The sequence below is a fragment of the Pseudomonas sp. FP2196 genome (assembly GCF_030687715.1).
GTDB lineage: Bacteria > Pseudomonadota > Gammaproteobacteria > Pseudomonadales > Pseudomonadaceae > Aquipseudomonas.
In genome coordinates, this window is sequence record NZ_CP117445.1 from 5,087,331 (window position 1) to 5,112,923 (window position 25,593).

Consider the following 25,593-nt stretch of genomic DNA (forward strand, 5'->3'; position numbering starts at 1 on the left):
AGCCTGGCTGACCAGACGTTGCGCTATCGGAGACGCCCTTGGGCGCGCGCGATTAACAGCAATGCTTTTGAAGCGTATCAGTGCACGTCTTTCCAGTATTCACGCTTGAGCAGATAGGCGAACACAAAGAAGAACGCCAGGTACAGCAAAACGTAAGTACCGATGCGCTGATGTTGCAGCTTAACCGGGTTAGCCGAGTAAGCCAGGAAGGTTACCAGATTCTTGACCTTCTCATCGAACTGCTCTTCGTTCAGAGCACCGGACTTCGGCACGATGGTCAACTGATCGCACGCCTCATGGGTCAAAGGCGTACCGGTCAGCGGATCATATTGCTTCTTGCCGTCTTCGACGATCTGCACCTGTTTGCAACCCACGACCTGACGACCCTGCAGGCCGACCAGCACGTTAGGCATGCCGACATTCGGGAAGACCTTGTTGTTCACACCCCAAGGACGTGCAGGATCTTCGTAGAACGACTTCAGGTAACCATAGAGCCAGTCAGTGCCACGCACGCGAGCCACCAGGGTCAGGTCAGGTGGCGCAGCACCGAACCAAGTCTTGGCGTCCGCCGGCTGCATGCCGATATTCATGTGATCGCCAATCTTGGCACCGGTGAACACCAGCTTCTCCAGCATCATTTCGTGAGGAATGCCCAGGTCATCGGCAACCCGTTCGTAACGCTGGAACTTGGCACTGTGGCAACCCATGCAATAGTTGGCAAAGGTACGTGCGCCATCCTGCAGGGCAGCCTTGTCGGAAACGTCGATGTCGACTTTTTCCAGCTCAGGACCGCCGTGTTCAGCAGCGAAAGACAGCACAGGCAAAGCAGCAAAAAGCAGAGCAAAAAATAACTTTTTCATCAGCCAGTCACCCTTTCCGGAACCGGTTTGGTCTTCTCGAGCCTGGTGTAGAAAGGCATCAAAATGAAGTAGGCGAAGTACAGGAAGGTGCAGACCTGCGACAGCAAGGTTCGCTCCGGTGTCGGAGCCAGAACACCCAGAATGCCCAGAATCACGAACGAAATGCAGAACACCAACAGCCAGATTTTGCTCATCCAGCCTTTGTAGCGCATCGATTTCACCGGACTGCGGTCAAGCCATGGCAGGACAAACAGCACCGCGATGGCCGCCCCCATGGCGATAACACCCATGAGCTTGTCCGGAATTGCCCGCAGGATCGCGTAGAACGGTGTGAAGTACCAGACCGGCGCAATGTGCTCTGGCGTCTTGAACGGGTTAGCCGGTTCGAAGTTTGGCTTTTCGAGGAAGTAGCCGCCCATTTCCGGGAAGAAGAACACGATAAAGCAGAAGATGAACAGGAACACCACTACGCCGACAATGTCTTTCACGGTGTAGTACGGGTGGAAGGCAATGCCATCCAGCGGGATGCCATTTTCGTCTTTGTGCTTCTTGATATCGACGCCATCAGGGTTGTTCGAACCCACTTCGTGCAGCGCCAGAATGTGCAGCACCACCAGACCGAGAATCACGATTGGCAACGCGACAACGTGCAGAGCGAAGAAGCGATTCAGGGTGATCCCGGAGATCAGATAGTCACCACGGATCCACTGGGTCAGGTCGTTGCCGATGACCGGAATCGCACCGAACAGCGAGATGATCACCTGCGCCCCCCAGTAGGACATCTGGCCCCAAGGCAGCAGATACCCCATGAAGGCTTCGGCCATCAGCGCCAGGTAGATCAGCATGCCGAACACCCAGACCAGCTCACGCGGTTTCTGGTACGAACCGTAGAGCAGCCCACGGAACATGTGCAGATAGACCACGATGAAAAACGCCGAGGCACCAGTGGAGTGAAGCAGACGCAGGATCGAGCCGTACTCAACGTCACGCATGATGTATTCGACGGAAGCGAACGCTTCTTCTGCCGACGGCGTGTAACTCATCGTCAGCCAGACACCGGTGACGATCTGGTTGACCAGAACGAGCAATGCCAGCGAGCCGAAAAAGTAGAAGAAATTGAAGTTTTTTGGAGCGTAATACTTGCTGAGATGGTCTTCCCACATTTTGGTGGCGGGGAAGCGCGCATCAACCCAATCCATGAACTTGCTCATCACGCTTTCTCCGTATCGACGCCAATGACAATCAGGTCATCAGTCTCATAGGAATGCGGGGGAACTGGCAGGTTCAAAGGCGCAGGTTGCGACTTGTAGACGCGGCCAGCCAGATCGTAGTGAGAACCGTGGCAAGGGCAGAAATAACCGCCTACCCAGTCTTTACCCAGATCCGCAGGTGCCACTTCGGGACGGAAGGTCGGTGAGCAACCCAAGTGTGTGCAAATCCCGATCAGCAGCAGAATTTCCGGCTTGATCGATCGCACTTCAGGGTCGACATAGGTGGGTTGCGTGGAGTTTTTGGAGGTTGGATCAGAGAGCTGGCCCTCGATCTTCTTGAGATTCCCCAGGATTTCCTCAGTACGGCGGACAATGAACACCGGCTGGCCGCGCCACTCAGCAATCATCTGCTGTCCTGGCTCGATTTTGCTGACATTCACTTTCACCGGTGCACCTGCGGCTTTTGCCTTGGCACTGGGAAACCATGACCCCACGAACGGGACCGCAGCCCCCACCGCTCCTGCAGCACCCACCACGGATGTGGCTGCTACCAAGAAGCGACGCCGGCCTGCATTCACGCCGTCATTGCTCATTCAGTCCTCTCCCATCAGCTTTGTGGCCTGTTAAATCAGGCATCTACTAAATAAATCAATGTTACTTATAAAAATTTTGCCGAGATGGTAATGAAAAGCCCCAATTCTGACAAGGGAATTACCCGGAGCTCTCACCCTCAAGCCTTGCAGTATAGGGGGTCTACGGAAGTGGCAAGTTGTCGCAGCGCAATTCTTTTGATAAATCGCAGGCATAAAAAAACGCCCGCTTCCGTGAGGAATCGGGCGTTCTTTTTGAACGTGGAAGCGGAATTAACGCTTCGAGTACTGCGGACGCTTACGCGCTTTACGCAGACCAACTTTCTTACGTTCAACTTCACGGGCGTCGCGAGTAACGAAGCCAGCTTTGCGCAGAGCGCCACGCAGGGTTTCGTCGTAGTCCATCAGAGCGCGAGTGATGCCGTGGCGGATTGCGCCAGCTTGACCACTTACACCACCACCGATAACGGTGACGTAGATGTCGAACTTCTCGACAGTCTCAGTCAGCTCCAGCGGCTGACGAACTACCATGCGGGCAGTTTCGCGGCCGAAGAAGTTTTCCAGCGAACGGTTGTTGATGGAGATATTACCAGTACCCGGACGCAGGAAAACGCGTGCGGTTGCGGTCTTGCGACGGCCAGTGCCGTAATTTTGAGTCGCCGACATAATGTACTATTCCGTTAAAACTTCAGTTCTTGGGGCTGCTGAGCAGTATGTGGGTGTGCAGCGCCCGCATAGACTTTCAGCTTACGGTACATGTCGCGACCCAGTGGGTTTTTAGGCAGCATGCCTTTAACCGCGGTCTCGATCACGCGCTCAGGGGCTTTAGCGATCAGCTTTTCAAAGTTGATCGACTTGATGCCGCCCGGGAAACCGGAGTGGGAGTAGTACATTTTGTCAGTGGTTTTAGCGCCGGTAACACGGATCTGCTCAGCGTTGATTACGACGATGTAGTCGCCGGTGTCAACGTGAGGAGTGTACTCAGGCTTGTGCTTGCCACGCAGACGGCTCGCGATTTCGGTGGCCAGACGACCCAGGGTCTGACCAGCAGCGTCGACGACAAACCAGTCGCGCTTTACTGTTTCCGGTTTAGCAGTAAAAGTTTTCATTCTTTATAGCCTCAGGGGCCGCCCTGTAAATTAGACGGCGGATCTTACTGAATAGTGCGTACTTTGACAAGTCAAAGGCAGCCGGATACAGACGCTTTCGGGGGCTCGGGTCGGCGCGTCCGTTCAACGGCAAGATTCTTCGGCGGCGGCGCATCACTTCCACTGCAGAAAGAGGTCGGCAATTATGCAGATTGCGAAAAATAATTCAACCTGCTTTTATGATTGTTTTGCCCAAGGAGCACCCGATGGACTATCGCCAGCTTGGCCGTACCGACCTGAACGTGAGTGCAATCTGCCTCGGCACCATGACCTGGGGCGAGCAAAACACTGAAGCTGAAGCCTTCGCACAGATTGAACGGGCCAAAGAGGCCGGGATCAATTTCATCGACACCGCCGAGATGTACCCGGTGCCGCCGAAAGCCGAAACCTACGCCACCACCGAGCGCTACATCGGCAACTACTTCAAAAGTCGGGGCGATCGTACCGACTGGATCCTGGCCAGCAAGATCGCCGGCCCGGGCAACACCATCGACTACATCCGGGACAAAAATCTGCGCCACAACCGCCAGCACATAACTGAAGCGGTGGATGCCAGCCTGAAACGCCTGCAAACCGATTACATCGATCTTTACCAGTTGCACTGGCCTGAGCGCAGCACCAACTTTTTCGGACAGCTGGGCTACAAACACAAGATCGAAGCCAACCTGACCCCGCTCGAAGACACCCTTGAAGCGCTCGACGAGCAGGTGAAGGCCGGCAAGATCCGCCACATCGGACTGTCCAACGAAACGCCGTGGGGCACCATGCGTTTCCTCGCTCTGGCCGAAGCCCGTGGCTGGCCGCGCGCGGTGTCGATCCAGAACCCTTACAACCTGCTCAACCGCAGCTTCGAAGTCGGCCTGGCCGAAATCGCCATCCGCGAACAATGCGGCCTGCTCGCCTATTCGCCACTGGCGTTCGGTTTCCTGTCGGGCAAGTACGAAGGTGGCGCCCGCCCGCCAAAAGGTCGCCTGAGCCTCTACAGCCGTTTCAGCCGCTACTTCAATCCGCAATCGGAAGCTGCCTGCAGCCGTTACGTTGCATTGGCCCGTGAACACGGTCTGGATCCGGCGCAAATGGCCCTGGCGTTCGTGACCCAGCAACCGTTCGTCACCAGCAACATCATGGGTGCAACCACTCTTGAGCAGCTGGACAGCAACATTGCCAGTTTCGATCTGAAACTTTCCGATGAAGTGCTGGCAGGGATCGAGGCGATTCACAAGGATCACCCAAACCCTGCACCTTGATCGACCATTAAAAGCTTCGCGAGCAGGCTCACTCCTACAGGGAACGCATTCCAAATGCAGAAGTGAGCCTGCTCGCGATAACGGTCTAACAGTCACCGAAGGCTCATAGCGACCGCGCAATGATCTCCTTCATGATTTCATTGGTGCCGGCATAAATCCGCTGCACCCGCGCATCCGCCCACGCCCGGGCCACGGGGTATTCCCACATGAAGCCGTAACCACCGTGCAACTGCACGCACTCGTCGAGCACCTTGCATTGCAGGTCGGTGCCCCAGTACTTGGCCATCGCCGCCGTCGGCACGTCGAGCTTGCCTTGCAGATGCAGTTCCAGGCACTTATCGACAAAAACGCGACCGATCTGAATCTCCGTAGCCATTTCCGCCAGTTTGAAGCGGGTGTTCTGGAAGTCAGCAATCGCCTTGCCGAACGCCTTGCGATCGCGGGTGTAATCGAGCGTCCATTGCAGCGCCGCTTCCGCCGAGGCCAGGCCGCCAATCGCCACGGTCAGACGCTCCTGCGGTAGCTCCTGCATCAGATAGGCAAACCCTGCCCCGGCCTGACCCAACAGGTTTTCTTTCGGCACGCGTACATCCTGGAAGAACAATTCCGACGTGTCCTGTGCCTTCATACCGACCTTTTCCAGGCGTTTGCCCTTGTCGAAACCCGGCGTATTCGCTTCGACCAGAAACAGGCTGGTGCCCTTGGCCCCGGCCTTCGGATCGGTCTTGGCGACGACGATTACCAGGTCGGCCAGGAAGCCGTTGGTGATGAAGGTTTTTGAACCGTTGATCACGTATTCATCGCCGTCCAGCACAGCGGTGGTCTTGACCCCTTGCAGGTCGGAACCGGCGCCCGGCTCGGTCATCGCGATAGCAGTGACCATCTCCCCCGACACCAGTTTCGGCAGGTATTTGTGTTTCAGCGCTTCGCTGCCGTAATGCAGGATGTACGGCGCGACGATGTCCGAATGCAGTGAAAAACCGATACCGGTCAGACCCAGCCGCCCGACCTCCTCAATTACCACCGCGCTGTAAAGAAAATCGGCCCCCAAGCCGCCGTACTCTTCCGGCAGATGCGAGCACAGCATCCCCGCCTCCCCCGCCTTGTTCCACAGTTTGCGGTCGATATAGCCTTGTTTCTCCCATTGCGCATGGAACGGTACCGCCTCTTTTTCGAGGAAGGTTCGTACGCTGTCGCGGAACAATTCGTGCTCGGGGCTGAACAAGGTTCTGGGGATCATGCGGCACCTTTCTTTCTTGTTGGAGGGATATGACCTTCAGAGACTATGCCTCCCCTCCGATACAGGACACTGGACACATCCGACAAAAAATAAGACGATCCAGCCGTCTGGTGACCACTTTCCCTTATAAAAACAAAACAAAAGTTGAATTATGTCTAAGCAAGTCTCCACGCCCTTGCGGCGCGTCAGCATCCTGGCGATCGACCGGGTTTTCGCATCCACTCTCATGCAGGCCAAGGATTTCTTCCATCTGGCCAGCCTGCGTTACGGCAAACAACTGGGCCACGGCCTGACTCCGGCGTTCGAAACACGCCTGGTTAGCCCCGACGGCAAACCGGTGAACAGTTTCAGCGACGTGGTCATGCCGGTCGACGGCGGCCTGGAAAATGCCGACGTCATTATCCTGCCGGCGTTCTGGGACGATTTCGATACGCTTTGCAGCCGTTATCCACAGGTACTGCCGTGGCTGCGCGAGCAACATGCTCGCGGCGCGGTACTGTGCGGCGAAGCCACCGGAGTGTTCTGGCTGGCCGAGGCCGGTCTGCTCAATGGCAAGGAAGCAACCACCTACTGGCGCTTCTTCAACGCCTTCGCTGAGCGCTACCCCAAGGTGTATCTCAATCAGGACAAACACCTGACCGATGCCGATAACCTGTATTGCGCTGGCGGCACCACATCGGCCTGCGACCTCTACATCTACTTGATCGAGCGCTTCTGCGGGGCCAACGTCGCACAGGCCGTGGCCCGCGACATCCTCTACGAAGTGCAGCGCAGTTATTCGCCGGGGCGCATCGGTTTTGGCGGACAAAAGCTGCATCAGGACGTGATCATCCTGCAGATCCAGCACTGGCTCGAAGAACACTTCGCCGACAAATTCCGCTTCGAAGACGTCGCCCGCGAACACGGCATGAGCATTCGCAATTTCATGCGCCGCTTCCAGACGGCCACGGGCGACAAACCGCTGCATTACCTGCAACGGCTGCGCATCGAGACGGCCAAGGGTTTGCTATCGGGCAGTCGCAAGAGCATCAAGACCATCAGCTATGAGGTCGGTTACGACGATGCGAGTTTCTTTGCGCGGCTGTTTCGTCAGCACACCGAGTTGTCGCCCAACCAGTATCGGCAGCAGTTTCAGCAGGCTGCGTAAACCTCTGCCCATACACAAACCCATGCAGGAGTGAGCCTGCTCGCAATTGCGTCAGTCCATGCAGCATTTACGTGACTGATCCACCGCTATCGCGAGCAGGCTCACTCCTACGGGGTATTGCGGTGAATTCTGGATATAAAAAAAGGCCTGCAAATGCAGGCCCTTTTTCTTTGCCGTGTCCCGTCCTGAATAAGGTTTACACCTTCTGACTTCTTTTCAGGAAGGTGCAATGGATACGGGCACGAAGCGCAGTCAGCGTGATTACACACTGGCTTTTAAATTATCGGTTGTCGACCAGGTCGAAAAAGGCGAGTTGAGTTATAAAGAGGCTCAGCGGCGCTATGGGATTCAGGGTCGGTCGACGGTGCTGGTTTGGTTACGCAAACATGGTCGCCAGGACTGGAGCCAAGGCGCCTCCATTCGTTCCCAGAGGATCAGATCTATGGACGAGCCAACCTTGCCACTGACTCCCGAGCAAAGAATCAAAGAACTCGAGGAACAACTGGCGCTGGCAACTCAGAAAGCCCAATTCTTTGAAGCCGTGGTCGATGTTCTGAAAAATGACTACGGCGTATCTGTCGTAAAAAAGCGACCCGGCAAGTCGTTGCGCAAACCCAAACCCTGAGTGTCAGCAGGGCTTGCCAATTTATGGGAATAAGCCGTCAGGCCTATTACAAACGCAACCGGGTCTACAGGGCTCGGGCCGACCAGGATCAGCAGCTCATAACGTTTGTAGAGAAGGTCCGTGCTCGCCAACCGTGCATCGGCACTCGCAAGCTGCATTCGATGATGCATGAGCAGCGTGAGCAACAGGAGCTCCATGTTGGCCGGGATCGTTTGTTCGCGGTTTTGCGGGAAAGCCGCCAGTTGGTCCGCAGAAAACGGGCGTATCACAAGACGACCGACAGCCATCATCGCTTCCGCCGACACCCCAATCTGCTGAAACCAAGCCCGGAACAAATAGTCGCTACCGGCCCAGAACAGGTCTGGGTGGCCGATATTACTTACCTGCCTACCCGTGATGGCGTTGCCTATTTGAGTTTAGTGACGGATGTCTTTTCGAGAAAAATAGTCGGCTATCACGTGCATGAAAGTCTGCACACCAACTCCGTGGTGCAAGCCTTTCGAATGGCTTTGAAGCGACGTCGAAGCGTTCAGAAACTGGTCCATCACTCGGATCGAGGCGCGCAGTACTGCTCGGCCCTTTATCAAGAAATGCACGCAAAGCATGGCATCACTTGCTCGATGACCGACGGCTACGACTGCTACCAAAACGCCTTGGCAGAGCGGGTCAACGGCATCTTGAAAACAGAGTTCTTGATCCACCGACCTGCGGATTTTGCGCAGGCCACACAGATGGTGCGAGAGGCCGTCACGATCTACAACCAGGAGCGGCCGCACCTCTCTTTAAAATACAAAACGCCCGATGCGGTGCATCGGGCGTTAGGGTGAAACAGGTGTAAACCTATTTCAGGACTAGACACCGAAATCCGTTTAAGGCTTGTGCGCCCGCGACAGGAATTCGTGCGATTGCATCTCCAGCAGACGGCTCAGCGTGCGCTGGAACTCGAAGTTCAGGCGCCCGCCGGTGTACAGATCCTTCAGCTCGACTTCGGCAGAAATGATCAATTTCACATTACGGTCGTAGAACTCGTCGACCATGTTGATGAAGCGGCGAGCGATGTCGTCGGTAGTGACGCTCATCTGCTCGACACCGCTGAGCAGCACGGCGTGGAAGATCTTGCCCAGTTCGATGTAATCGTTCTGGCTACGCGGGCCGTCGCACAGTTCGCGGAAGTCGAACCAGGCCACGTCATCGCAAGTGCGCAGGGCACGGATCTCGCGATTTTCGATGATCAGCACATCGTTCTCGACCGCTGCGGTGCATTCCGGTGTCAGTGCCTTGAAGCTCTTGCGCAGGCTTTCGTGAGCGGCTTCGTCGAGCGGATAGTGGAACAGTTCCGCTTGTTCGAGGTGACGCAGACGATAGTCGACGCCGCTGTCGACGTTGACGATGTCGGTGTTCTGCTTGATCAGCGCGATGGCCGGCAGGAAGCGCGCGCGTTGCAGGCCGTCCTTGTACAGGCCGTCCGGGACGATGTTCGACGTCGCGACCAGCGTCACGCCGTTCTTGAACAGTTCTTCCATCAGCGTGCCGAGGATCATGGCATCGGTGATATCGGAAACGAAGAATTCGTCGAAGCAGATCACCCGCGACTCGGTCGCAAAACGCTTGGCGATGATGGTCAACGGGTTTTTCTCGCCGCCGAGGGTTTTCATCTCTTCGTGCACACGCTTCATGAAGCGGTGGAAGTGCGTGCGGGTCTTTTCCTTGAACGGCAGCGCTTCGAAGAAGGTGTCGACCAGGTAAGTCTTGCCGCGACCCACACCGCCCCAGAAATACAGACCCTTGACCGGCGTCTGATCCTTTTTGCCAAACAGTTTGCTCAGCAGGCCCGGCTTGTTCTGATCGGCGGCGATCAGATCCTCGTAAAGGCGCTGCAAATGACGCACAGCAGTTTCCTGCGCGGCGTCATGGAAGAAGTCCGGGCGTTTCAGATCAGCTTGGTATCGTTCTAGGGGCGTCATAATTCGTTAGCAAGGCAACAAAAACGGGCCGTCACTGTAGCGACGGCCCGTGGGAATGGCAATCAGCCCTTGGTCGGGCCGAGCCGTTGATTATTCCTGAACCGGTGTAAGAGCGACCCGCAGAGCCTCGATGGCCGCGTCGCGCGCAGCACTGTCGGCGAACGCCGGGCTGTCGCCGACGCACTGGCCTTCCAGCCACACGCTGAAGCTCAGGTCTTCGCTGCGCACGTCCAGTGGTTGAGCGGATTGCAATTGCTTGGTCACCTGCCCCGCCGCTTTGCCATCAGCGAAGTTGCGCGACAGCAGCAGTTGCTCGCCATCAGCCGCCAGCAGACGGAAGCGGAAACTGCCGTCGTCCTCACGGAAGCTCACAAAACGTGCGGCTTTCGCGGCTTTCTTCTTGGTGGTCGCAGCCACCTGAACCTGATTGACGAAGGAACGCAGGCCAACAGCTTCGCGCAACTCGTTGAGGAACGGCGTTGCCACGGCACGGGCCTTCTTGGCGCCGATCTGCAGGATGTCTTCGAGATCCGCCGGACGCTCGATCAACTGGTGATACTTGTCGCGCGCTTCGCCCAGATCATTATCGAGCAACTGGAACAGGCGGTTCTTCGCCTCGCCCCAACCCAGGCCACCGAGTAGTTCACCGCGGAATTCGTCAGCCTGTGCTGGCGTAGCAAAGGCCTGAAACAGAGTGAACAGGTGCGAGTTGTCCGGGTCCTTGGCTTCGCCTGGCGCTTTGGAGTCGGTGACGATCCGCGAGATCGCGTCTTTCATCTCTTTGGCGCTGGAGAACAACGGGATGGTGTTGTCGTAGCTCTTCGACATCTTGCGACCGTCGAGGCCTGGCAACGTCGCCACGCTTTCTTCGATCAGCGCTTCAGGCATGGTGAAGAATTCTTTGCCCTGGCCGAACAGGTGGTTGAAACGCTGGCCGATGTCGCGGGCCATTTCCACGTGCTGGATCTGGTCGCGACCGACCGGCACCTTGTGCGCGTTGAACATCAGGATGTCTGCGGCCATCAGCACCGGGTAGCTGTAGAGGCCCATGGTGATGCCGGCGTCCGGGTCTTCGCCGGTCTCGACGTTTTTATCCACAGACGCTTTGTAAGCGTGGGCACGGTTGAGCAGGCCCTTGGCGGCGACGCAGGTCAGCAGCCAGGTCAGCTCGGGGATTTCCGGGATATCGGACTGACGGTAGAAAGTCACGCGGTCGACATCCAGGCCACCGGCCAGCCAGGTCGCGGCGATTTCCAGACGCGAGCGCTGAATGCGCAGCGGGTCATCGCATTTGATCAGGGCGTGGTAGTCGGCCAGGAAGTAGAACGAATCGGCATTGCTGTCGCGGCTGGCGAGGATCGCCGGGCGGATGGCGCCGGCGTAGTTGCCCAGGTGCGGCGTGCCGGTGGTGGTGATGCCGGTGAGGATGCGGGTACGGTTCGTCATGGGTAATCGCTTGTCAGACTGCAATCAATTCGAGAGACGCGGCAGGATCAGATCCTTGAGATCGGTCAACTTGCCATGAAAAAAGTGTCCGCATTCTGCCACTTTCAGCAGCTCATGGGGGCGCTGGAGTTTTTCCGACCAGTCGTAGACCAGTTGCGGATCAATGACTTCGTCGGTTTCCGGCTGGATCACGGTCAATTCGCCCTGCTTTGGCAGTTGATCCTGCTCGCCCAGACGCATCACCGCCGGTGCGACCATGAACAAGTGCTTGAGCGGCACGCCTTGCGCTTCGAGGCGGCCGCCGAGACTTGCTGCAACAAATCCGCCGAAGGAGAAACCGAACAGGGTCAGCGGCAGATCCGGGTGTTTTTCCCGAAGCCAGGCAGCAACGACTTGAGCGTCATCGACTTCGCCGGTGCCCATGTCGTGCGCCCCTTCGCTGGCGCCGACGCCGCGATAGTTGAAACGCAAGGTGATCAGGCCCGCGTCGCGCGCGGTGCGCTGCAGGGTCGAGACGACCTTGTTGAGCATGGTGCCACCCTGCACCGGGTTCGGATGGCAGATCAGCGCGATGCCGCGCGGCTGCTCGTTATCCAGGTACAGCGCTTCAATTTGGCCGACTGGGCCGTCAATCACTACAGGGGTTTCACGCATCAGCAAGGAAGGAACTCCGTGACCTCGAATCGGGTCGACTCGTCTAGCAAATTGTCTGTGCCAATCTATTGCGAGTGAATCGCGGTATACAGCGCAGGTTCGAGCCGTTAACGTAAAGCAAAGCCGTTTATAGAGGAAGGACTCGTGGAACACTCGCTCTTAGTTTGGTTGTTACCGACTCTTGCCCTGGTTGTGGGTGTCGCCATTGGATTCCTGATCGCGCGCGTTGCGCCGAACGCCGCCCCGAGCCGTACGCAGCGTCAACTGGATGATATCCAGGAGCGTTTCGACAGTTATCAAAACGAGGTGGTCACCCACTTCAACAGCACCGCGATGCTGGTTAAGAAGCTGACCCAGAGCTATCAGGAAGTGCAGGATCATCTCGCCGAGGGCGCCAATCGTCTGGCCCTGGACGAGCAGACCCGCCAGCGCCTGATCGCCGCCCTGCACGCCGACGCGGCGCAGGCACCGCGCGAACGCCTGACGCCGCCGCGCGATCAGGAGCCACCGCGCGACTACGCGCCGAAGACGCCGAACTCGCCGGGCATGCTCGATGAGCAATATGGTTTGAAGAAGTAATCGGGTTCGCGCCCAACAAAAAGCCCCCGGACAATGCTGTTGTCCGGGGGCTTTTTTGTATCTGCTCATTCGCGGACAACATGACCTCCTGCAGGAGCTGTCGAGTGAAACGAGGCTGCGATCTTTTGATCCTGTTTTTAAAGATCAAGATCAAAAGATCGCAGCGTCCCGCAGCTCCTGTAAGGGAGACCGCGTAAAAGACACAAAAAAATGCCCGATCACCAGGATCAGGCATTTTTTCATTCAGGCAATCAGTTACGGATACTGCTGAACCGTACCCGGCTGCTGTTGCTGACCACCATACTGCTGACCCGGAATCGCCTTCAGGTTGACCTCGACCCGACGGTTCTGCGCCCGGCCATTGACGTCACCGTTGCTGGCAATCGGATTATCCGGGCCGGCGCCACGGGCCGACAGGTTGGCGCCACTGACACCTTGCGAAGTCAGGTAGGTCGCCACGCTCTGCGCACGACGTTGAGACAGGTCCATGTTGTGCTGGCGGCTGCCGGTGCTGTCGGTGTAGCCGACGATTTCGATCTGATTCTGGCTGAATTCTTTCAACGAGTTGGCCAGGTTGTTCAGCGGCTGGTAGAAGCTCGACGCGATATTCGCCGAATCAGTAGCGAAAGTGATGTTGCCCGGCATGATCAGCTTGATCTGATCGCCCTGACGCTGCACTTCAACGCCGGTGTTGGCCATGCTGGCGCGCAGTTTTTTCTCTTGCTGGTCGGCGTAGTAACCGTAACCGGCCGCCGAAGCACCGACCACAGCCGCACCGATCAAGGCACCCTTGCCACGGTTATCGTGACCGATAGCAGCGCCGGCCAGTGCACCGGCCAGAGCGCCGAGGCCACCGTACTTGGCGGTTTTGCTCATGCCTTGGGAGCCACCGTCGGCCTGACCCTGATTGTCATACGGGTTAGGCGAGGCGCAGCCGGACAGCACAGCTACGGCAGTAGCGACAATAATCAAACGACGCGTGGTGAACATGGAGAGCTCCTACTTTTCTGCATTCTGTGGTGCAGCGGTCGTTTGGCAATAAACCTCTGCGGGCGTTGGATCATCACTCAGCGCAAAAATTCCACTGCACACCCGTGACAAAATATTTACACCCGTACGAATGGGTTTTCGCGCATTTCATCTCCTAAACGCGTGTCCGGACCGTGCCCGGCAACGACGGTTGCATCCTCGTCCAGGGTGTACAGCCGCTGCTTGATCGAGCGCACGATGGTGGCCTGATCACCGCCCCATAAGTCCGTGCGCCCTACCCCGCGACGAAACAGCGTGTCGCCGGCAATCAACAGCTTAGCCTCGGAAAACCAAAAGCTCATGGACCCCGGCGTATGACCCGGCGTGTGCAGTGCCACGCCACAGCCGCAAGCGAGTTCTTCATCGTCGCTCAACCAGCGATCCGGCGATGGCACCGGAGTGTATGGCACGCCGAACATCTGGCATTGCATTTCGAGGTTGTCCCAGAGGAACTGATCTTCCTTGTGCAGATGCAGCGTCGCGCCGGTCTTTTCCTTCATCTGCCCGGACGCGAGGAAATGATCGAGATGGGCGTGGGTGTGGATGATGCTGACGACTTTCAGGCCCAGCGCATCGAGGCGCGCCATGATCAGGTCAGGGTTGCCACCCGGGTCGACGACGATGGCTTTTTTGGTGATCGGGTCGCCGATGATGGTGCAGTTGCACTGCAAAGGGCCGACGGGGAAGGTTTCGCGGATGAGCCGGGTGGCCGGTACGTTCATCGTTCGCTCCTGAAGTTCGATTTGCGACAGGATATCAGTCTGCCGATCTTCAGTTTCAAGCTGATACGCCGATACCTGACTAAGTCATTTTTCTGGCGTCATCGTTAAAAAAATAGTGGCCTAGTGATATCAATTGACGCTGTTTTTGGTACAAAATTGTTGATCGAAGTGGCCATTATTCAGTAAGGCCGCCCCCCACTCAGGATCTCGAAATGTCGTCACCCACAGGTTACACGCTCACCAGGACTTCGTTTTTAACCGGTAATGCCCAGGCAGATAGCCTGATCTTCGGCATACAATGGTTTAGCCCGGACTTTGGTGGCTCTGACGTCTTTTCAACTCGATTAACGTACAGCTTTGTTACTCCCGGCCAGTCGTATTTCGCCAAGGGTTACAGTCCGGACAACGAGTTTCTCAACAGTTTCGCACTGACCAGCGCGCAACAGACCGCCGTCACCAGCGCGCTCAGTGCATGGAGCGCCGTAGCGAACGTCAAGTTCACCCTGGTCAGCGACGATTACAACAGTGCTGGCGACCTGCGGTTTGGCGGTTATGCCGGCATGGACCCGAAAACGGCTGCCTGGGCCTACTTCCCTGATCAAAAACCCCTGGCTGGCGATGTCTGGATCGGACCGGTAACGGACAATCCGAACCCAGTCCGAGGCACATATGACTACATGACTTTCATTCATGAAATCGGTCATGCCCTAGGTCTGAAGCATCCCTTTGAAGCGAGCCCGACCAACAACACCCTTATCTCGCCGTTGATCGACGACTCACACTTCACCCTCATGAGCTACAACAACACGTATTCATACCAGCCAACAACGCCAATGGTTCTGGACATTCTCGTAATCCAGCAGCTTTACGGCGCCAACATGCTCTGGCAGACCGGCGACAACGTCTACAAATGGGCACCCGACCAATCGATTTTCGAGACCATTTGGGATGCTGGCGGCAACGACACCATCGACGCCAGCAATCAACTGTCGGCCGTAACACTGAACCTCAATGAGGGTCAGTTCAGCGAAATTGGCAAGACTTTCGTCAATACCGCCACTCAAGCGTTGGTCAATGACGGGCTGGCCATCGCCTTCGGCGCAAAGATTGAAAACGCCACTGGTTCTGCTTTCGACGATATTCTGATCGGCAATGATCTGAACAATTGGCTGAACGGCATGGGCGGTGCCGACACCATGAGCGGTGGCGCCGGCAACGATACATACGTTGTCGATAATGTGAACGACGTGATCATCGAGACCAATGCTTCGCTCACAGAATACGACACCGTAATTTCCGTCATCGACTACACCCTGGGCGCCAATCTCGAATACCTTTCTCTGGCGGGAACAGCGAACATCAACGCCACCGGCAACGCCCTGGGCAACCGCCTGACGGGTAATTCCGGCAACAACATTCTCGACGGTGGTGCGGGCAACGACCTGCTGACCGGTGGCCTGGGCAACGACACCTACATCGTCGACAGCACCGGCGATGTGATCGTCGAAACCAGCACCCTGAGCACCGAGATCGACACCGTCAAAGCGTCGGTCAACTACACGCTGGGCAACAATCTGGAGAATCTGACACTGACCGGTACTGCCGACCTCAACGGAAGCGGCAACGGCCTGAACAACGTCATCACGGGCAACATAGGCAACAACCTGCTCGACGGCGGCGCGGGAGCGGACACTCTGATCGGCGGCGCCGGCAATGACACGTACATCATCGACAACGCCGGCGATAGCATTGTCGAACTGGCCAACGAAGGCCAGGATCTGGTCAAGGCGTCCGTCAGCTACTTCTTCACCGCCAACATTGAAAACGGTGAATTGACCGGCACTGACGCCATCAACATGGTCGGCAACGACCTGAACAATGTGCTGACCGGCAACAGCGCCGCAAACGTCCTCAACGGCATGGAGGGCGCGGACACCATGATCGGCGGTACCGGCAACGACTACTATTTCGTCGACAACGTCGGCGACCTGGTGGTCGAGACCAGCACGCTGGCCAGTGAAATCGACACCGTTCGCTCCACCGTCAGCTACGCCCTGACGGCCAACGTCGAATACCTGGTCCTCACCGGCAATGCCGATATCAACGCCACCGGCAACGCCTTGGGCAACCGCCTGACAGGCAATGACGGCAACAACATTCTCGACGGTGGTGCGGGCAACGACCTGCTGACCGGTGGCCTGGGCAACGACACCTACATCGTCGACAGCACCGGCGATGTGATCGTCGAAACCAGCACCCTGAGCACCGAGATCGACACTGTCAAAGCGTCGGTCAACTACACGCTGGGCAACAATCTGGAGAATCTGACACTGACTGGTACTGCCGACCTCAACGGCAGCGGCAACGGCCTGAACAACGTCATCACGGGCAACATCGGCAACAACCTGCTCGACGGCGGCGCGGGAGCGGACACTCTGATCGGCGGCGCCGGCAATGACATTTATATTGTGGACAACGTCGCAGACACCATCGTTGAGCAGGCAGACGAAGGTTATGACCGCGTCAATGCCTCAATCAGCTATACCCTCGGTGCCAATATCGAAGAAGGTTTATTGATCGGAAGCAATGCGATCAATCTGATCGGAAACAGTCAGGACAATCGACTCACCGGCAACGCTGCGGCCAACAACCTGCAGGGTGGCGCTGGCAACGACACTCTGGACGGTGGCGCGGGAGCGGACACTCTGATCGGCGGCGCCGGCAATGACACGTACATCATCGACAACGCCGGCGACAGCATTGTCGAACTGGCCAACGAAGGCCAGGATCTGGTCAAGGCGTCCGTCAGCTACTTCTTCACCGCCAACATTGAAAACGGTGAATTGACCGGCACTGACGCCATCAACATGGTCGGCAACGACCTGAACAATGTGCTGACCGGCAACAGCGCCGCAAACGTCCTCAACGGCATGGAGGGCGCGGACACCATGATCGGCGGTACCGGCAACGACTACTATTTCGTCGACAACGTCGGCGACCTGGTGGTCGAGACCAGCACGCTGGCCAGTGAAATCGACACCGTTCGCTCCACCGTCAGCTACGCCCTGACGGCCAACGTCGAATACCTGGTCCTCACCGGCAACGCCGATATCAACGCCACCGGCAACGCCTTGGGCAACCGCCTGACAGGCAATGACGGCAACAACATTCTCGACGGTGGTGCGGGCAACGACCTGCTGACCGGTGGCCTGGGCAACGACACCTACATCGTCGACAGCACCGGCGATGTGATCGTCGAAACCAGCACCCTAAGCACCGAGATCGACACCGTCAAAGCGTCGGTCAACTACACGCTGGGCAACAATCTGGAGAATCTGACACTGACCGGTACTGCCGACCTCAACGGAAGCGGCAACGGCCTGAACAACGTCATCACGGGCAACATCGGCAACAACCTGCTCGACGGCGGCGCGGGAGCGGACACTCTGATCGGCGGCGCCGGCAATGACACGTACATCATCGACAACGCCGGCGATAGCATTGTCGAACTGGCCAACGAAGGCCAAGATCTGGTCAAGGCGTCCGTCAGCTACTTCTTCACCGCCAACATTGAAAACGGTGAATTGACCGGCACTGACGCCATCAACATGGTCGGCAACGACCTGAACAATGTGCTGACCGGCAACAGCGCCGCAAACGTCCTCAACGGCATGGAGGGCGCGGACACCATGATCGGCGGTACCGGCAACGACTACTATTTCGTCGACAACGTCGGCGACCTGGTGGTCGAGACCAGCACGCTGGCCAGTGAAATCGACACCGTTCGCTCCACCGTCAGCTACGCCCTGACGGCCAACGTCGAATACCTGGTCCTCACCGGCAACGCCGATATCAACGCCACCGGCAACGCCTTGGGCAACCGCCTGACAGGCAATGACGGCAACAACATTCTCGACGGTGGTGCGGGCAACGACCTGCTGACCGGTGGCCTGGGCAACGACACCTACATCGTCGACAGCACCGGTGATGTGATCGTCGAAACCAGCACCCTGATCACCGAGATCGACACTGTCAAAGCGTCGGTCAACTACACGCTGGGCAACAATCTGGAGAATCTGACACTGACCGGTACTGCCGACCTCAACGGCAGCGGCAACACTCTGGATAACTTGTTGATCGGCAATGCCGGCGCCAACGTGCTCAACGGCGGCGCTGGCGCTGATACCCTGATCGGAGGACTGGGCAGCGACACACTTACGGGAGGCAGCGGTGCGGACCTGTTTGTGTTTAACGCCTGGAACGAGTCTGCAACCGGCAGCGCACGCGACGTCATCACCGACTTCAACAGTGCGCAAGGTGACAAGATAAACCTGACCAATTTCGATGCCAACCTGTTGAGCGCTGGCTTCAACAGCTTCACCTTTATCGGTGCCAGCGATTTCACAGGCGCAGGTCAAGTGCGCTTCGTCGATCACGTGCTCTCGGGCAACGTCAGCGGCAACGCCGGTGCGGACTTCGAGATCCAGCTGGTGGGTGTGAACAGCTTCAGCGCCAACGATCTGGTGGCCTGATACAACGGCTACCCGACCTGCTCGCAGATCGGGACACCAACAAAAACGCCCCGATTATTCGGGGCGTTTTTGTTGGTATCGATAAGCCGTAGCGCTAGATCAAAACCCCCAACTCCTTGGCTCGCGCCACCGCCTGCGTACGTCGCTCGACGCCCAGCTTGCTGTTGATATGGCTGGCATGGGTTTTCACCGTATGCAGTGAAATGAACAATTGCTCGCTGATTTCCTGATTGGAACAGCCTTGGGCGATCAGGCGCAGCACCGCCAACTCGCGACTGCTGAGCTGTTCTGCCGCCGAGCACTCGATCGTTGGACGGGCTGTGGCAGGCGCAATGTGCTTGAGCAGTTGTTGGCCAACCGGGCTCGACACGTTTGCCGCCAATTGTACACGCAGCCAGTCGGGGTGTTCTTTCAGCAAGCCATCGAACGGCTGCAACACGCCCCCCGCTGCAGCCTCCAACGCCTGACTCAGTGCCTTTCGCGCTTCTGACTCTCGCCCGCCTGCCAGCAGCAACGCCACCTTCTGTGTCAATGCCATCACACTGAGCAATTGGCGACCAGTGCACTGACCGTTTTCATGCAACACATTCAACCGCCCTTCGGCGAGCATCGGCTGCCCTTGAATCACATCGAGTAACGCCTGCTGCAACTCAACATGCAACGGCAACTGTGGATGAAATTCCGGTGGCGCCGCTGCACGTTCGCCTGTGTAGGTCTGGCCCAGCCGCGCCAGCCACGCTTCGGCCAGATCGGTACGGCCCTGCGCCAGCCACAGCTCACATTTGACCAGGGTGATCATCGCCAGATAGTAGATCGGCGGTACGTCCCAGATGTGCATCAACCGTTCGGCTTCGGCAAGTTCAGCGAAGGCTTTGGCGAATTCGCCGCTGGCACCGTCCAAACGTGCGATCACGCAATGACCGATCAATACGCTGATATCGCGACAGGCTCGCGCTTCGCCAATCCCCGCCAGCAAGCGTACACGTGCAGCCTGCGGCTGCAAGCGCATCGCCAGCAGAAAACCTTCGTACAGCGTCAGCCGCGCACGCACCGCGTATAAGCGCTGCGGGGACAAACCGCGCAGGCGTTCCAAACCCTGATGCACTTCATCAAGAGAGCGCAGGATTTCGCCGCGCGCCTGCAAGACGCGGGCACGGTCGTAATGTGCCAATGCTTCGAACAAGGGATTGCCGACGCGTTGCGCCAGCTCCAGGGATTCGCGGTTCAGCCCGCGAGCGCGCCACAGGTCACCGTCGGCGATTGCCAGGTTGGACAAGGTCGACAAACACATCAATCGCTGGCCATAACGCTTGGCCGGCAGACTTTCCAGCGCTTCCGTGCAATACCTGAGGGTCAGTTCCCGATGCCCGCGGCCACGGGCAATGATTCCGCTTAGCGCCAGCCATTGCGCCAGCATCGACCTTTGCGCCGTGGCGGACGGCGCCGGAAGAAAACGGCTCAAATGGCTGGACAACTCTTCGGCTGCATCGAGCTGACAGGCCAGCCCCAGCGCCCAGCTGTACAAAACGATCAGTCGCGGCGTGCTGATCAGCAGACTGTCAGGCAAATCCATTTTCCAGCGCAGCAGCATGCCGACGTTTTGCTCGGCCAGCAGTTGTTCTTCGGAGAGGTTCTGTACCAGATTCGCCGCTACATCAAGGTGACCCGCGCGCAAGGCTTGCTCCACGGCTTCGTCGAGCAAACCCTGGGCATTGAACCAGCGGCAGGCGCGCAGGTGCAGGGTGGCGGTCGGCACCATCGCCTGGGCAATCGGCCGGCTGCGCAACAAATCGGAAAACAGATGGTGATAGCGATACCAATGCCCGTGTTCGTCCAGCGGCACCAGAAACACCTGATGGGCAAGCAGGAAACGCAGGATTTCGGCACTGTCATGGGCTTCGCGCACGGCGTCGCACAGTTCGCTGCAAAAGCGTTCTTGCGGTGCAGTGTCGTAGAGAAACGCCTGCACCTCGGGGGGCAGGCAATCGATGACTTCTTCGAGCAGATAATCGCGAATCAGTCCTTCCCCGCCGTTCAGCGCTTGCGGTAACGCCGCGTCGCTGCCGGCCTCGGAGACCGCCAGCAGCCAGAAGCGCAGCCCGGCGACCCAGCCTTCGCTGCGCTGGATAAGGTTTTCGAGGGCTTCGCCACGCAGTGAAGTACTGTGACGATCAAGCAATGTATGGGCTTCGGCGTGGGTCAGACGCAGATCCTGCTCATGCAGTTCAAGCAATTGCCGCGACAGCCGCAGGCGCGCCAGATGCCAGTCCGGGCGCTGTCGACTGGTGACCATCACCAGCAAACCATCGGGCAAATGATTGAGGAAAAATTGCAGGCACCGGTCGAGCACCGGCCCTTGGGCGAGATGGTAATCGTCGAGCACCAGCAGCAACGGGGTTGCCGTATCGAGGTGCAGCGTCAGCTCATCGAGCAGACCGTCGAGCCATTCTTCGAAGGCAAAGGGTTGATGGCGTTGACGCATCTTCAGCAGGCCGAGTGCGCGACTGCCCAATTGCGGAAAGTAGTCTTGCAGACCTTCAAGCAAGCGCTCGAGAAAGCGCCCGGGGTCGCTGTCGCGAGGGCTCAAACCCAGCCAGAGACTTTGCCAGTGTGCCGGCAGACTCTGGCAGAACTCCACCGCCAGCGAACTCTTGCCGAACCCGGCCGGTGCGCTGACCAGCAACAGTCGTCCACCGAGCCCGGCTTGCAGGCGCTCGCAAAGGCGGGGTCGCAGCACGTATCCGTCGGGTAATGGCGGGCGAAAAAAACGCCCGTCCAGTGCCGCGACGGCAACGCTTGCAGGACCCGGAAGTGGGGACAGATCAGTCATGGCCGGCTCTTGTTCGAATTGCTGTTGGCGGCGTTGCAGATGTCCGCAGACTAGCCTTAAACGAACCGGTTATGAAGGTTGCTGCTACAAATGGCTACAAAAAGGCTACAAGGACCTGCACGCCAAATCCTGTAGGAGCTGCCGAAGGCTGCGATCTTTTGACGTTGAAGTTTCAAAATCAACAGCAGGATCAAAAGATCGCAGCCTGCGGCAGCTCCTACACAAAGCGCTGCAAAAATGATCAGCAAAAAAAACGCCCCGAACCAGTCGGGGCGTTTTCACGAGGATGCGGCCTCGGATTTACAGCGGATTAGCGAACACCGTCCTGGCGCAGAGCGGCCGGGGTGAAGTCGCTGGTGGTGGCAGTGAAGCCGAAGTCATACGCACTCTTCTCTTCGTTCTTCATACCCAGCGCCAGATAGCGGCCGGACTGCAGGTCATAGAGGGTTTCCAGCGCGTACCACGGCACTTGCTTGTCGTAGTAGTTCTCGGCGTGTGCCTCGGCTACGCGCCACAGTTGACCACGACCGTCATAATGGTCGATCACGGCAGCCTGCCAGGTGTCTTCGTCGATGTAGAAGTCACGCTTGGCGTAGATGTGGCGCTGACCTTCCTTCAGGGTCGCCACCACGTGCCAGACGCGACGCAGCTCGTAACGCGCCAGATCCTGGTTGATGTGGCCGGCCTTGATGATGTCGGCGTACTTCAGTTTCGGATCGTCGAGCTTGTAGCTGTCAGAGGCGATGTACATCTCTTTCTTGCCTTCAAGCTTCCAGTCGTAGCGGTCCGGCGCACCGTTGTACATGTCGAGGTTGTCGGAGGTACGCAGGCCATCCGCCGCCGTACCCGGGCCGTCATAGGACACTTGTGGCGCACGGCGCACACGGCGCTGACCGGCGTTGTAGACCCACGCCGAACGTGGCTCTTTCACCTGATCGAGGGTCTCGTGCACCAGCAGCACACCACCGGCCAGACGTGCCGGTGCGGTCACTTTCTGTTTGAAGTAGAAGAGGATGTTGCCCGGGTTTTTCGGGTCGTAATCCTTCATCTTGTCGCGGAACACGAACTGGTCCTGGAAGTACACGAGGCTGAAGGAGCCGTTCGGCTGTGGCGTCGCTTGAGTCACGAGACGGGTCACGCTGCCGCCGCGATAGCGGGTGATGTGGTTCCAGATAACTTCTACGCCGGTTTTCGGAATCGGGAACGGCACGGCGGTTTCGAAGTTTTCCAGACCGTTGCCACCGGACACCAGATTGGTGGTCGTGGCGTTTTTCTTGATCGAGGCAAACACCTCATCCGGCACGGTGGCGCCGCGATGGGACGGATACACCGGCATTTTGAAGGTTTCCGGGTAGCGCTTGAACATCGCGTACTGGCCCGGCGCAAGCTTGTCCTTGTATTTGTCGGCGTCTTTCGCGGTGATGGTGAACAGCGGTTGCTCACTGGCATACGGGTTGGACAGGAAACCTTTGCTGTCGACGCTACCGGCATTCTTCGGCAGCGGCTTCCAGGCCGGAATCGAACCGTCGGCATTACCGGCCATTTCGGCGCCCATCGGGGTCAGGCTCTTGCCCAACTTGTCGGCTTCGGCAGCAGGCACTGCGGCCATGACACTGGTCGCCAGCAGCGACAGGCCCAGAACACCGGCGTGGAACAGACTCTTTGTTATTTTCATAAATTTGTTCGTCCTGAAATGCAGTGCTTAGAAGTTCACGCCGAAGCTGAGCGCAACGAAGTCGCGGTCATCCACGGTGGTGTACTTGCCGTCGAAGAAGTTGGTGTAAGCCAGGCTCGCGGTATAGGTGTTCTGATACTCGGCATCGACGCCCAGGCTGACGGCTTTGCGACCTTCCTCGAAGTTGCCGCCAGGGCCTGGCGAGTAGCCGCTGACGTCGTGCGACCAGGCCACGTTAGGCTTGAGGTTCACACCGGCGAAGACGTCGTTGTATTCCCAGATGGCGCGACCGCGGTAGCCCCACGACATCGATGTGGTAAAGCCGTCGTTGTCGCAATTGCGGCTGCGGTTGTTCTGCGGCGAACCCGGCCCGGCACCATTGATGGTGCTGGCATTGAGAATGTTGGCGCAGGTGTTGGTGGTACCAGTGGCCGGCAACTCGCCCGGGCCATACACCGGATCGCGGCCATAACGCATGTCGGAACGGCTTTCCAGCCCGCCAACGTAGGTCGCGCCGACTTCACCGACGAGGGTCAGGCGGCTGGCGCCCATGACCTGATCGAAGAAGTGCGTGAAGGTCGTCTGCAACTGGGTGATTTCCTTGCGCTCGTAGCCATGCAGATCCTGGCCAGGAACGCCAGTGAGCAGCGAAGCATTGGTCAGCGCACCGCCCAGTGGACGTACACCAGCGAACAGGATGTCAGTGGAGTTCAGTTGCACCGGTGCGTTCGGGCGATAGCTGATTTCACCGGACCACGCCGTACCCGTAGGCAGGGTGGTGGAGAAGCTCAGGCCGTAGAGGCGAATGTCTTCCGGATATTCAATGAAGTAATTCGAGTTGCCCGCCACCAGCAGTGGTGCGAGGGCAGCGAACGGCCCAGGCAATGACGCTGCGGTGTTGTAGACCGACTGTGGCGCACCGGTGGCACTGAAGATCGGCGCACGGCTGTGGTAGTTCATGAAGTACGCGCCGAATTCGGTGTCCAGCGGCTCGAACATGTACTTCAGCGACGCGCCCCACTGACCACTGTCACGGGCATCGCGATCCGGACCACGGCGCACCAGAACGCCTTCCTCGTTGACGTTAACCCCGTTGGCCGCCAATGGGCCGAGGGCGACCGCCGGGATTTGCGAACGTTTGTTCAGCACCCGCAGGTTGTCGTTACAACCGTCGGCAACGATGTCCGGCTGCGAGAAGAACGTGCCGCAGTTGTCGACGACGGTCTGGTCCCACTCAAGCTGATAGAACGCTTCGGCCGAGAGGTTCTCGGTCAGGCTCTGGGACACGTAGAACATGTTGACCGGGATCAGGCCTTCCTTGATCTCGGCGCCCGGACGACGGAATGCAGACACGTCGATCGGGTTGATGGAGTTGATGCCGCCGCCGATGAAAGTACTTTCACCCCAGCTCACCACCTGCTTGCCCAGACGCACGGAGCCCGGCTGATCGGCGATGGAGTAGTTGTGGTAAACGAAGGCATCGAGGATCTGCGCGCCGGACGACTTGGCGCCCTCTTTGCGACCCGAATCGCTGATGTCCTTGAACTCGCGGCTTTCGTCCTTGAGTTCGAAGTCGTACCAGTATTTGCCACGGACGAACACGCCGGTGTCGCCGTATTTCAATTCAAGGTCATGGATACCCTTGAAGATCTTCGAAAAGGTTTCGCCACTTTTGAAGTTGGCGTGGCCGTCGTCGGAGGTCTGCGACAGCCCCTGGCCGCCGTTGTTGACGCCGATGAGGTTCTTGTTCGGGCTCTGAGTAGACCAACTGGCACCGATCGACAGGGACGAGTCGAACTGGCCTTCGATTTCACCGACGTTGAAACTGACGCCGAATGCAGGCCCGGCGAGCGAGGAGGCAAGACTGACCGCCAGAGGCAGTTTCGCCCGGCGCCAGAACTGGTTTACTGAGGTCATCGACGCTACTCCATGTGCATTATTGTTATGGCAGTGAGTACTTTTAAAAACGTCTGAAGGACCGGTAGCCAAGGGCTGCCCGAAATCACTCCAATGCTGCATCGCCCCGTTTTGTGCGTGTGCCCCGTTCTTAAAAATCCTTGAGCGGACTATAGCCAGCAGGTTGTAGAGCTTGAT

The 25,593-nt window shown here is 57.9% G+C and carries 20 protein-coding genes; 6 read left to right on the forward strand and 14 right to left on the reverse strand.

The window, feature by feature from the left end:
• Positions 1–77: 77 nt before the first annotated feature.
• The 5 genes from PSH79_RS22730 to rplM all read right to left on the reverse strand — a co-directional run bounded on the left by PSH79_RS22730 (position 78) and on the right by rplM (position 3,770).
• Positions 78–860 (reverse strand): cytochrome c1, encoded by a 783-nt coding sequence (locus tag PSH79_RS22730; protein WP_305439723.1) that lies wholly within the window; start codon positions 858–860, stop codon positions 78–80.
• The gene (locus PSH79_RS22735) at positions 860–2,071 is read right to left on the reverse strand and encodes a cytochrome bc complex cytochrome b subunit (RefSeq protein WP_305439724.1); all 1,212 of its coding nucleotides are present in this window, start codon (positions 2,069–2,071) and stop codon (positions 860–862) included. The genes PSH79_RS22730 and PSH79_RS22735 overlap by 1 nt, the downstream gene beginning before the upstream one ends.
• A complete protein-coding gene (petA, locus tag PSH79_RS22740) occupies positions 2,071–2,664 on the reverse strand; it encodes a ubiquinol-cytochrome c reductase iron-sulfur subunit (RefSeq protein ID WP_007917031.1) in 594 nt (197 codons plus the stop codon). The genes PSH79_RS22735 and petA overlap by 1 nt, the downstream gene beginning before the upstream one ends.
• 270 nt (positions 2,665–2,934) lie before the next feature.
• A complete protein-coding gene (gene rpsI, locus PSH79_RS22745) occupies positions 2,935–3,327 on the reverse strand; it encodes a 30S ribosomal protein S9 (RefSeq protein ID WP_008080273.1) in 393 nt (130 codons plus the stop codon).
• Between the two features lie 14 nt (positions 3,328–3,341).
• Positions 3,342–3,770 (reverse strand): 50S ribosomal protein L13, encoded by a 429-nt coding sequence (gene rplM, locus PSH79_RS22750; RefSeq protein ID WP_007917032.1) that lies wholly within the window; start codon positions 3,768–3,770, stop codon positions 3,342–3,344.
• A gap of 245 nt (positions 3,771–4,015) precedes the next feature.
• Between rplM and PSH79_RS22755 the strand changes: the two genes are divergently transcribed.
• Positions 4,016–5,056, forward strand: a complete 1,041-nt coding sequence (locus tag PSH79_RS22755) for an NADP(H)-dependent aldo-keto reductase (RefSeq protein WP_305439725.1) — start codon at positions 4,016–4,018, stop codon at positions 5,054–5,056.
• 103 nt (positions 5,057–5,159) lie between these two features.
• On the opposite strand, the gene PSH79_RS22760 is transcribed toward PSH79_RS22755, so the two are convergent.
• Positions 5,160–6,296 (reverse strand): acyl-CoA dehydrogenase family protein, encoded by a 1,137-nt coding sequence (locus tag PSH79_RS22760; RefSeq protein ID WP_095112414.1) that lies wholly within the window; start codon positions 6,294–6,296, stop codon positions 5,160–5,162.
• Positions 6,297–6,546: 250 nt separating this feature from the next.
• On the opposite strand from PSH79_RS22760, the gene PSH79_RS22765 reads away from it, so the two are divergent.
• On the forward strand, positions 6,547–7,443 hold the full coding sequence (locus PSH79_RS22765; protein ID WP_305444067.1) for a GlxA family transcriptional regulator: 897 nt from the start codon (positions 6,547–6,549) through the stop codon (positions 7,441–7,443).
• Between the two features lie 229 nt (positions 7,444–7,672).
• Positions 7,673–8,895 (forward strand): IS3 family transposase gene (locus PSH79_RS22770; RefSeq protein ID WP_370872524.1). Its coding sequence is split into 2 segments (ribosomal slippage): positions 7,673–8,024 and positions 8,024–8,895, totalling 1,224 coding nucleotides; the frame shifts between segments, so codons are not numbered across the junction.
• A gap of 42 nt (positions 8,896–8,937) precedes the next feature.
• Here the strand turns inward: PSH79_RS22770 and zapE are convergent.
• From zapE to PSH79_RS22785, 3 genes are all read right to left on the reverse strand, one after another.
• The gene (gene zapE, locus PSH79_RS22775) at positions 8,938–10,032 is read right to left on the reverse strand and encodes a cell division protein ZapE (RefSeq protein WP_103306230.1); all 1,095 of its coding nucleotides are present in this window, start codon (positions 10,030–10,032) and stop codon (positions 8,938–8,940) included.
• 90 nt (positions 10,033–10,122) lie between these two features.
• Positions 10,123–11,478, reverse strand: a complete 1,356-nt coding sequence (locus tag PSH79_RS22780) for a tryptophan--tRNA ligase (protein ID WP_305439727.1) — start codon at positions 11,476–11,478, stop codon at positions 10,123–10,125.
• A 24-nt stretch (positions 11,479–11,502) separates the two neighbouring features.
• Positions 11,503–12,132: an alpha/beta hydrolase gene (locus PSH79_RS22785; protein WP_305439728.1), complete on the reverse strand. Its 630-nt coding sequence runs from the start codon at positions 12,130–12,132 to the stop codon at positions 11,503–11,505.
• A 144-nt stretch (positions 12,133–12,276) separates the two neighbouring features.
• On the opposite strand from PSH79_RS22785, the gene PSH79_RS22790 reads away from it, so the two are divergent.
• Positions 12,277–12,711: a YhcB family protein gene (locus PSH79_RS22790; protein ID WP_221731524.1), complete on the forward strand. Its 435-nt coding sequence runs from the start codon at positions 12,277–12,279 to the stop codon at positions 12,709–12,711.
• Positions 12,712–12,966: 255 nt separating this feature from the next.
• On the opposite strand, the gene PSH79_RS22795 is transcribed toward PSH79_RS22790, so the two are convergent.
• Both PSH79_RS22795 and PSH79_RS22800 read right to left on the reverse strand, forming a co-directional pair.
• Positions 12,967–13,701, reverse strand: coding sequence for an OmpA family protein (locus PSH79_RS22795; RefSeq protein WP_305439730.1), 735 nt, complete (start codon positions 13,699–13,701; stop codon positions 12,967–12,969).
• A 116-nt stretch (positions 13,702–13,817) separates the two neighbouring features.
• Positions 13,818–14,462, reverse strand: coding sequence for an MBL fold metallo-hydrolase (locus PSH79_RS22800; RefSeq protein ID WP_305439731.1), 645 nt, complete (start codon positions 14,460–14,462; stop codon positions 13,818–13,820).
• Between the two features lie 212 nt (positions 14,463–14,674).
• Between PSH79_RS22800 and PSH79_RS22805 the strand changes: the two genes are divergently transcribed.
• Positions 14,675–18,994 (forward strand): M10 family metallopeptidase C-terminal domain-containing protein, encoded by a 4,320-nt coding sequence (locus PSH79_RS22805; RefSeq protein ID WP_305439732.1) that lies wholly within the window; start codon positions 14,675–14,677, stop codon positions 18,992–18,994.
• A 94-nt stretch (positions 18,995–19,088) separates the two neighbouring features.
• On the opposite strand, the gene PSH79_RS22810 is transcribed toward PSH79_RS22805, so the two are convergent.
• Positions 19,089–21,824 carry a LuxR C-terminal-related transcriptional regulator gene (locus PSH79_RS22810; protein WP_305439733.1) on the reverse strand — a complete coding sequence of 912 codons (2,736 nt, stop codon included), beginning with the start codon at positions 21,822–21,824 and terminating at the stop codon, positions 19,089–19,091.
• A 71-nt stretch (positions 21,825–21,895) separates the two neighbouring features.
• Here PSH79_RS22810 and PSH79_RS22815 point away from each other — a divergent pair, with 71 nt between their 5' ends.
• Positions 21,896–22,138, forward strand: coding sequence for a hypothetical protein (locus tag PSH79_RS22815; protein WP_305439735.1), 243 nt, complete (start codon positions 21,896–21,898; stop codon positions 22,136–22,138).
• Here the strand turns inward: PSH79_RS22815 and PSH79_RS22820 are convergent.
• Positions 22,135–23,499: a DUF1329 domain-containing protein gene (locus PSH79_RS22820; RefSeq protein ID WP_305439736.1), complete on the reverse strand. Its 1,365-nt coding sequence runs from the start codon at positions 23,497–23,499 to the stop codon at positions 22,135–22,137. The genes PSH79_RS22815 and PSH79_RS22820 overlap by 4 nt on opposite strands.
• A 27-nt stretch (positions 23,500–23,526) precedes the next feature.
• Positions 23,527–25,416: a DUF1302 domain-containing protein gene (locus PSH79_RS22825; protein ID WP_305439737.1), complete on the reverse strand. Its 1,890-nt coding sequence runs from the start codon at positions 25,414–25,416 to the stop codon at positions 23,527–23,529.
• Between the last annotated feature and the right edge of the window lie 177 nt (positions 25,417–25,593).

Bases quoted from the DNA above. Each gene is read 5' to 3' on its own strand.
- rpsI (WP_008080273.1), bottom strand. From the start codon at position 3,327: ATGTCGGCGACTCAAAATTACGGCACTGGCCGTCGCAAGACCGCAACC.
- PSH79_RS22815 (WP_305439735.1), top strand. From the start codon at position 21,896: ATGAAGGTTGCTGCTACAAATGGCTACAAAAAGGCTACAAGGACCTGC.
- PSH79_RS22755 (WP_305439725.1), top strand. From the start codon at position 4,016: ATGGACTATCGCCAGCTTGGCCGTACCGACCTGAACGTGAGTGCAATC.
- PSH79_RS22825 (WP_305439737.1), bottom strand. From the start codon at position 25,416: ATGACCTCAGTAAACCAGTTCTGGCGCCGGGCGAAACTGCCTCTGGCG.
- PSH79_RS22730 (WP_305439723.1), bottom strand. From the start codon at position 860: ATGAAAAAGTTATTTTTTGCTCTGCTTTTTGCTGCTTTGCCTGTGCTG.
- PSH79_RS22810 (WP_305439733.1), bottom strand. From the start codon at position 21,824: ATGACTGATCTGTCCCCACTTCCGGGTCCTGCAAGCGTTGCCGTCGCG.
- PSH79_RS22735 (WP_305439724.1), bottom strand. From the start codon at position 2,071: ATGAGCAAGTTCATGGATTGGGTTGATGCGCGCTTCCCCGCCACCAAA.
- petA (WP_007917031.1), bottom strand. From the start codon at position 2,664: ATGAGCAATGACGGCGTGAATGCAGGCCGGCGTCGCTTCTTGGTAGCA.
- zapE (WP_103306230.1), bottom strand. From the start codon at position 10,032: ATGACGCCCCTAGAACGATACCAAGCTGATCTGAAACGCCCGGACTTC.
- PSH79_RS22780 (WP_305439727.1), bottom strand. From the start codon at position 11,478: ATGACGAACCGTACCCGCATCCTCACCGGCATCACCACCACCGGCACG.
- PSH79_RS22785 (WP_305439728.1), bottom strand. From the start codon at position 12,132: ATGCGTGAAACCCCTGTAGTGATTGACGGCCCAGTCGGCCAAATTGAA.
- PSH79_RS22760 (WP_095112414.1), bottom strand. From the start codon at position 6,296: ATGATCCCCAGAACCTTGTTCAGCCCCGAGCACGAATTGTTCCGCGAC.
- PSH79_RS22800 (WP_305439731.1), bottom strand. From the start codon at position 14,462: ATGAACGTACCGGCCACCCGGCTCATCCGCGAAACCTTCCCCGTCGGC.
- PSH79_RS22820 (WP_305439736.1), bottom strand. From the start codon at position 23,499: ATGAAAATAACAAAGAGTCTGTTCCACGCCGGTGTTCTGGGCCTGTCG.
- PSH79_RS22805 (WP_305439732.1), top strand. From the start codon at position 14,675: ATGTCGTCACCCACAGGTTACACGCTCACCAGGACTTCGTTTTTAACC.
- PSH79_RS22795 (WP_305439730.1), bottom strand. From the start codon at position 13,701: ATGTTCACCACGCGTCGTTTGATTATTGTCGCTACTGCCGTAGCTGTG.
- rplM (WP_007917032.1), bottom strand. From the start codon at position 3,770: ATGAAAACTTTTACTGCTAAACCGGAAACAGTAAAGCGCGACTGGTTT.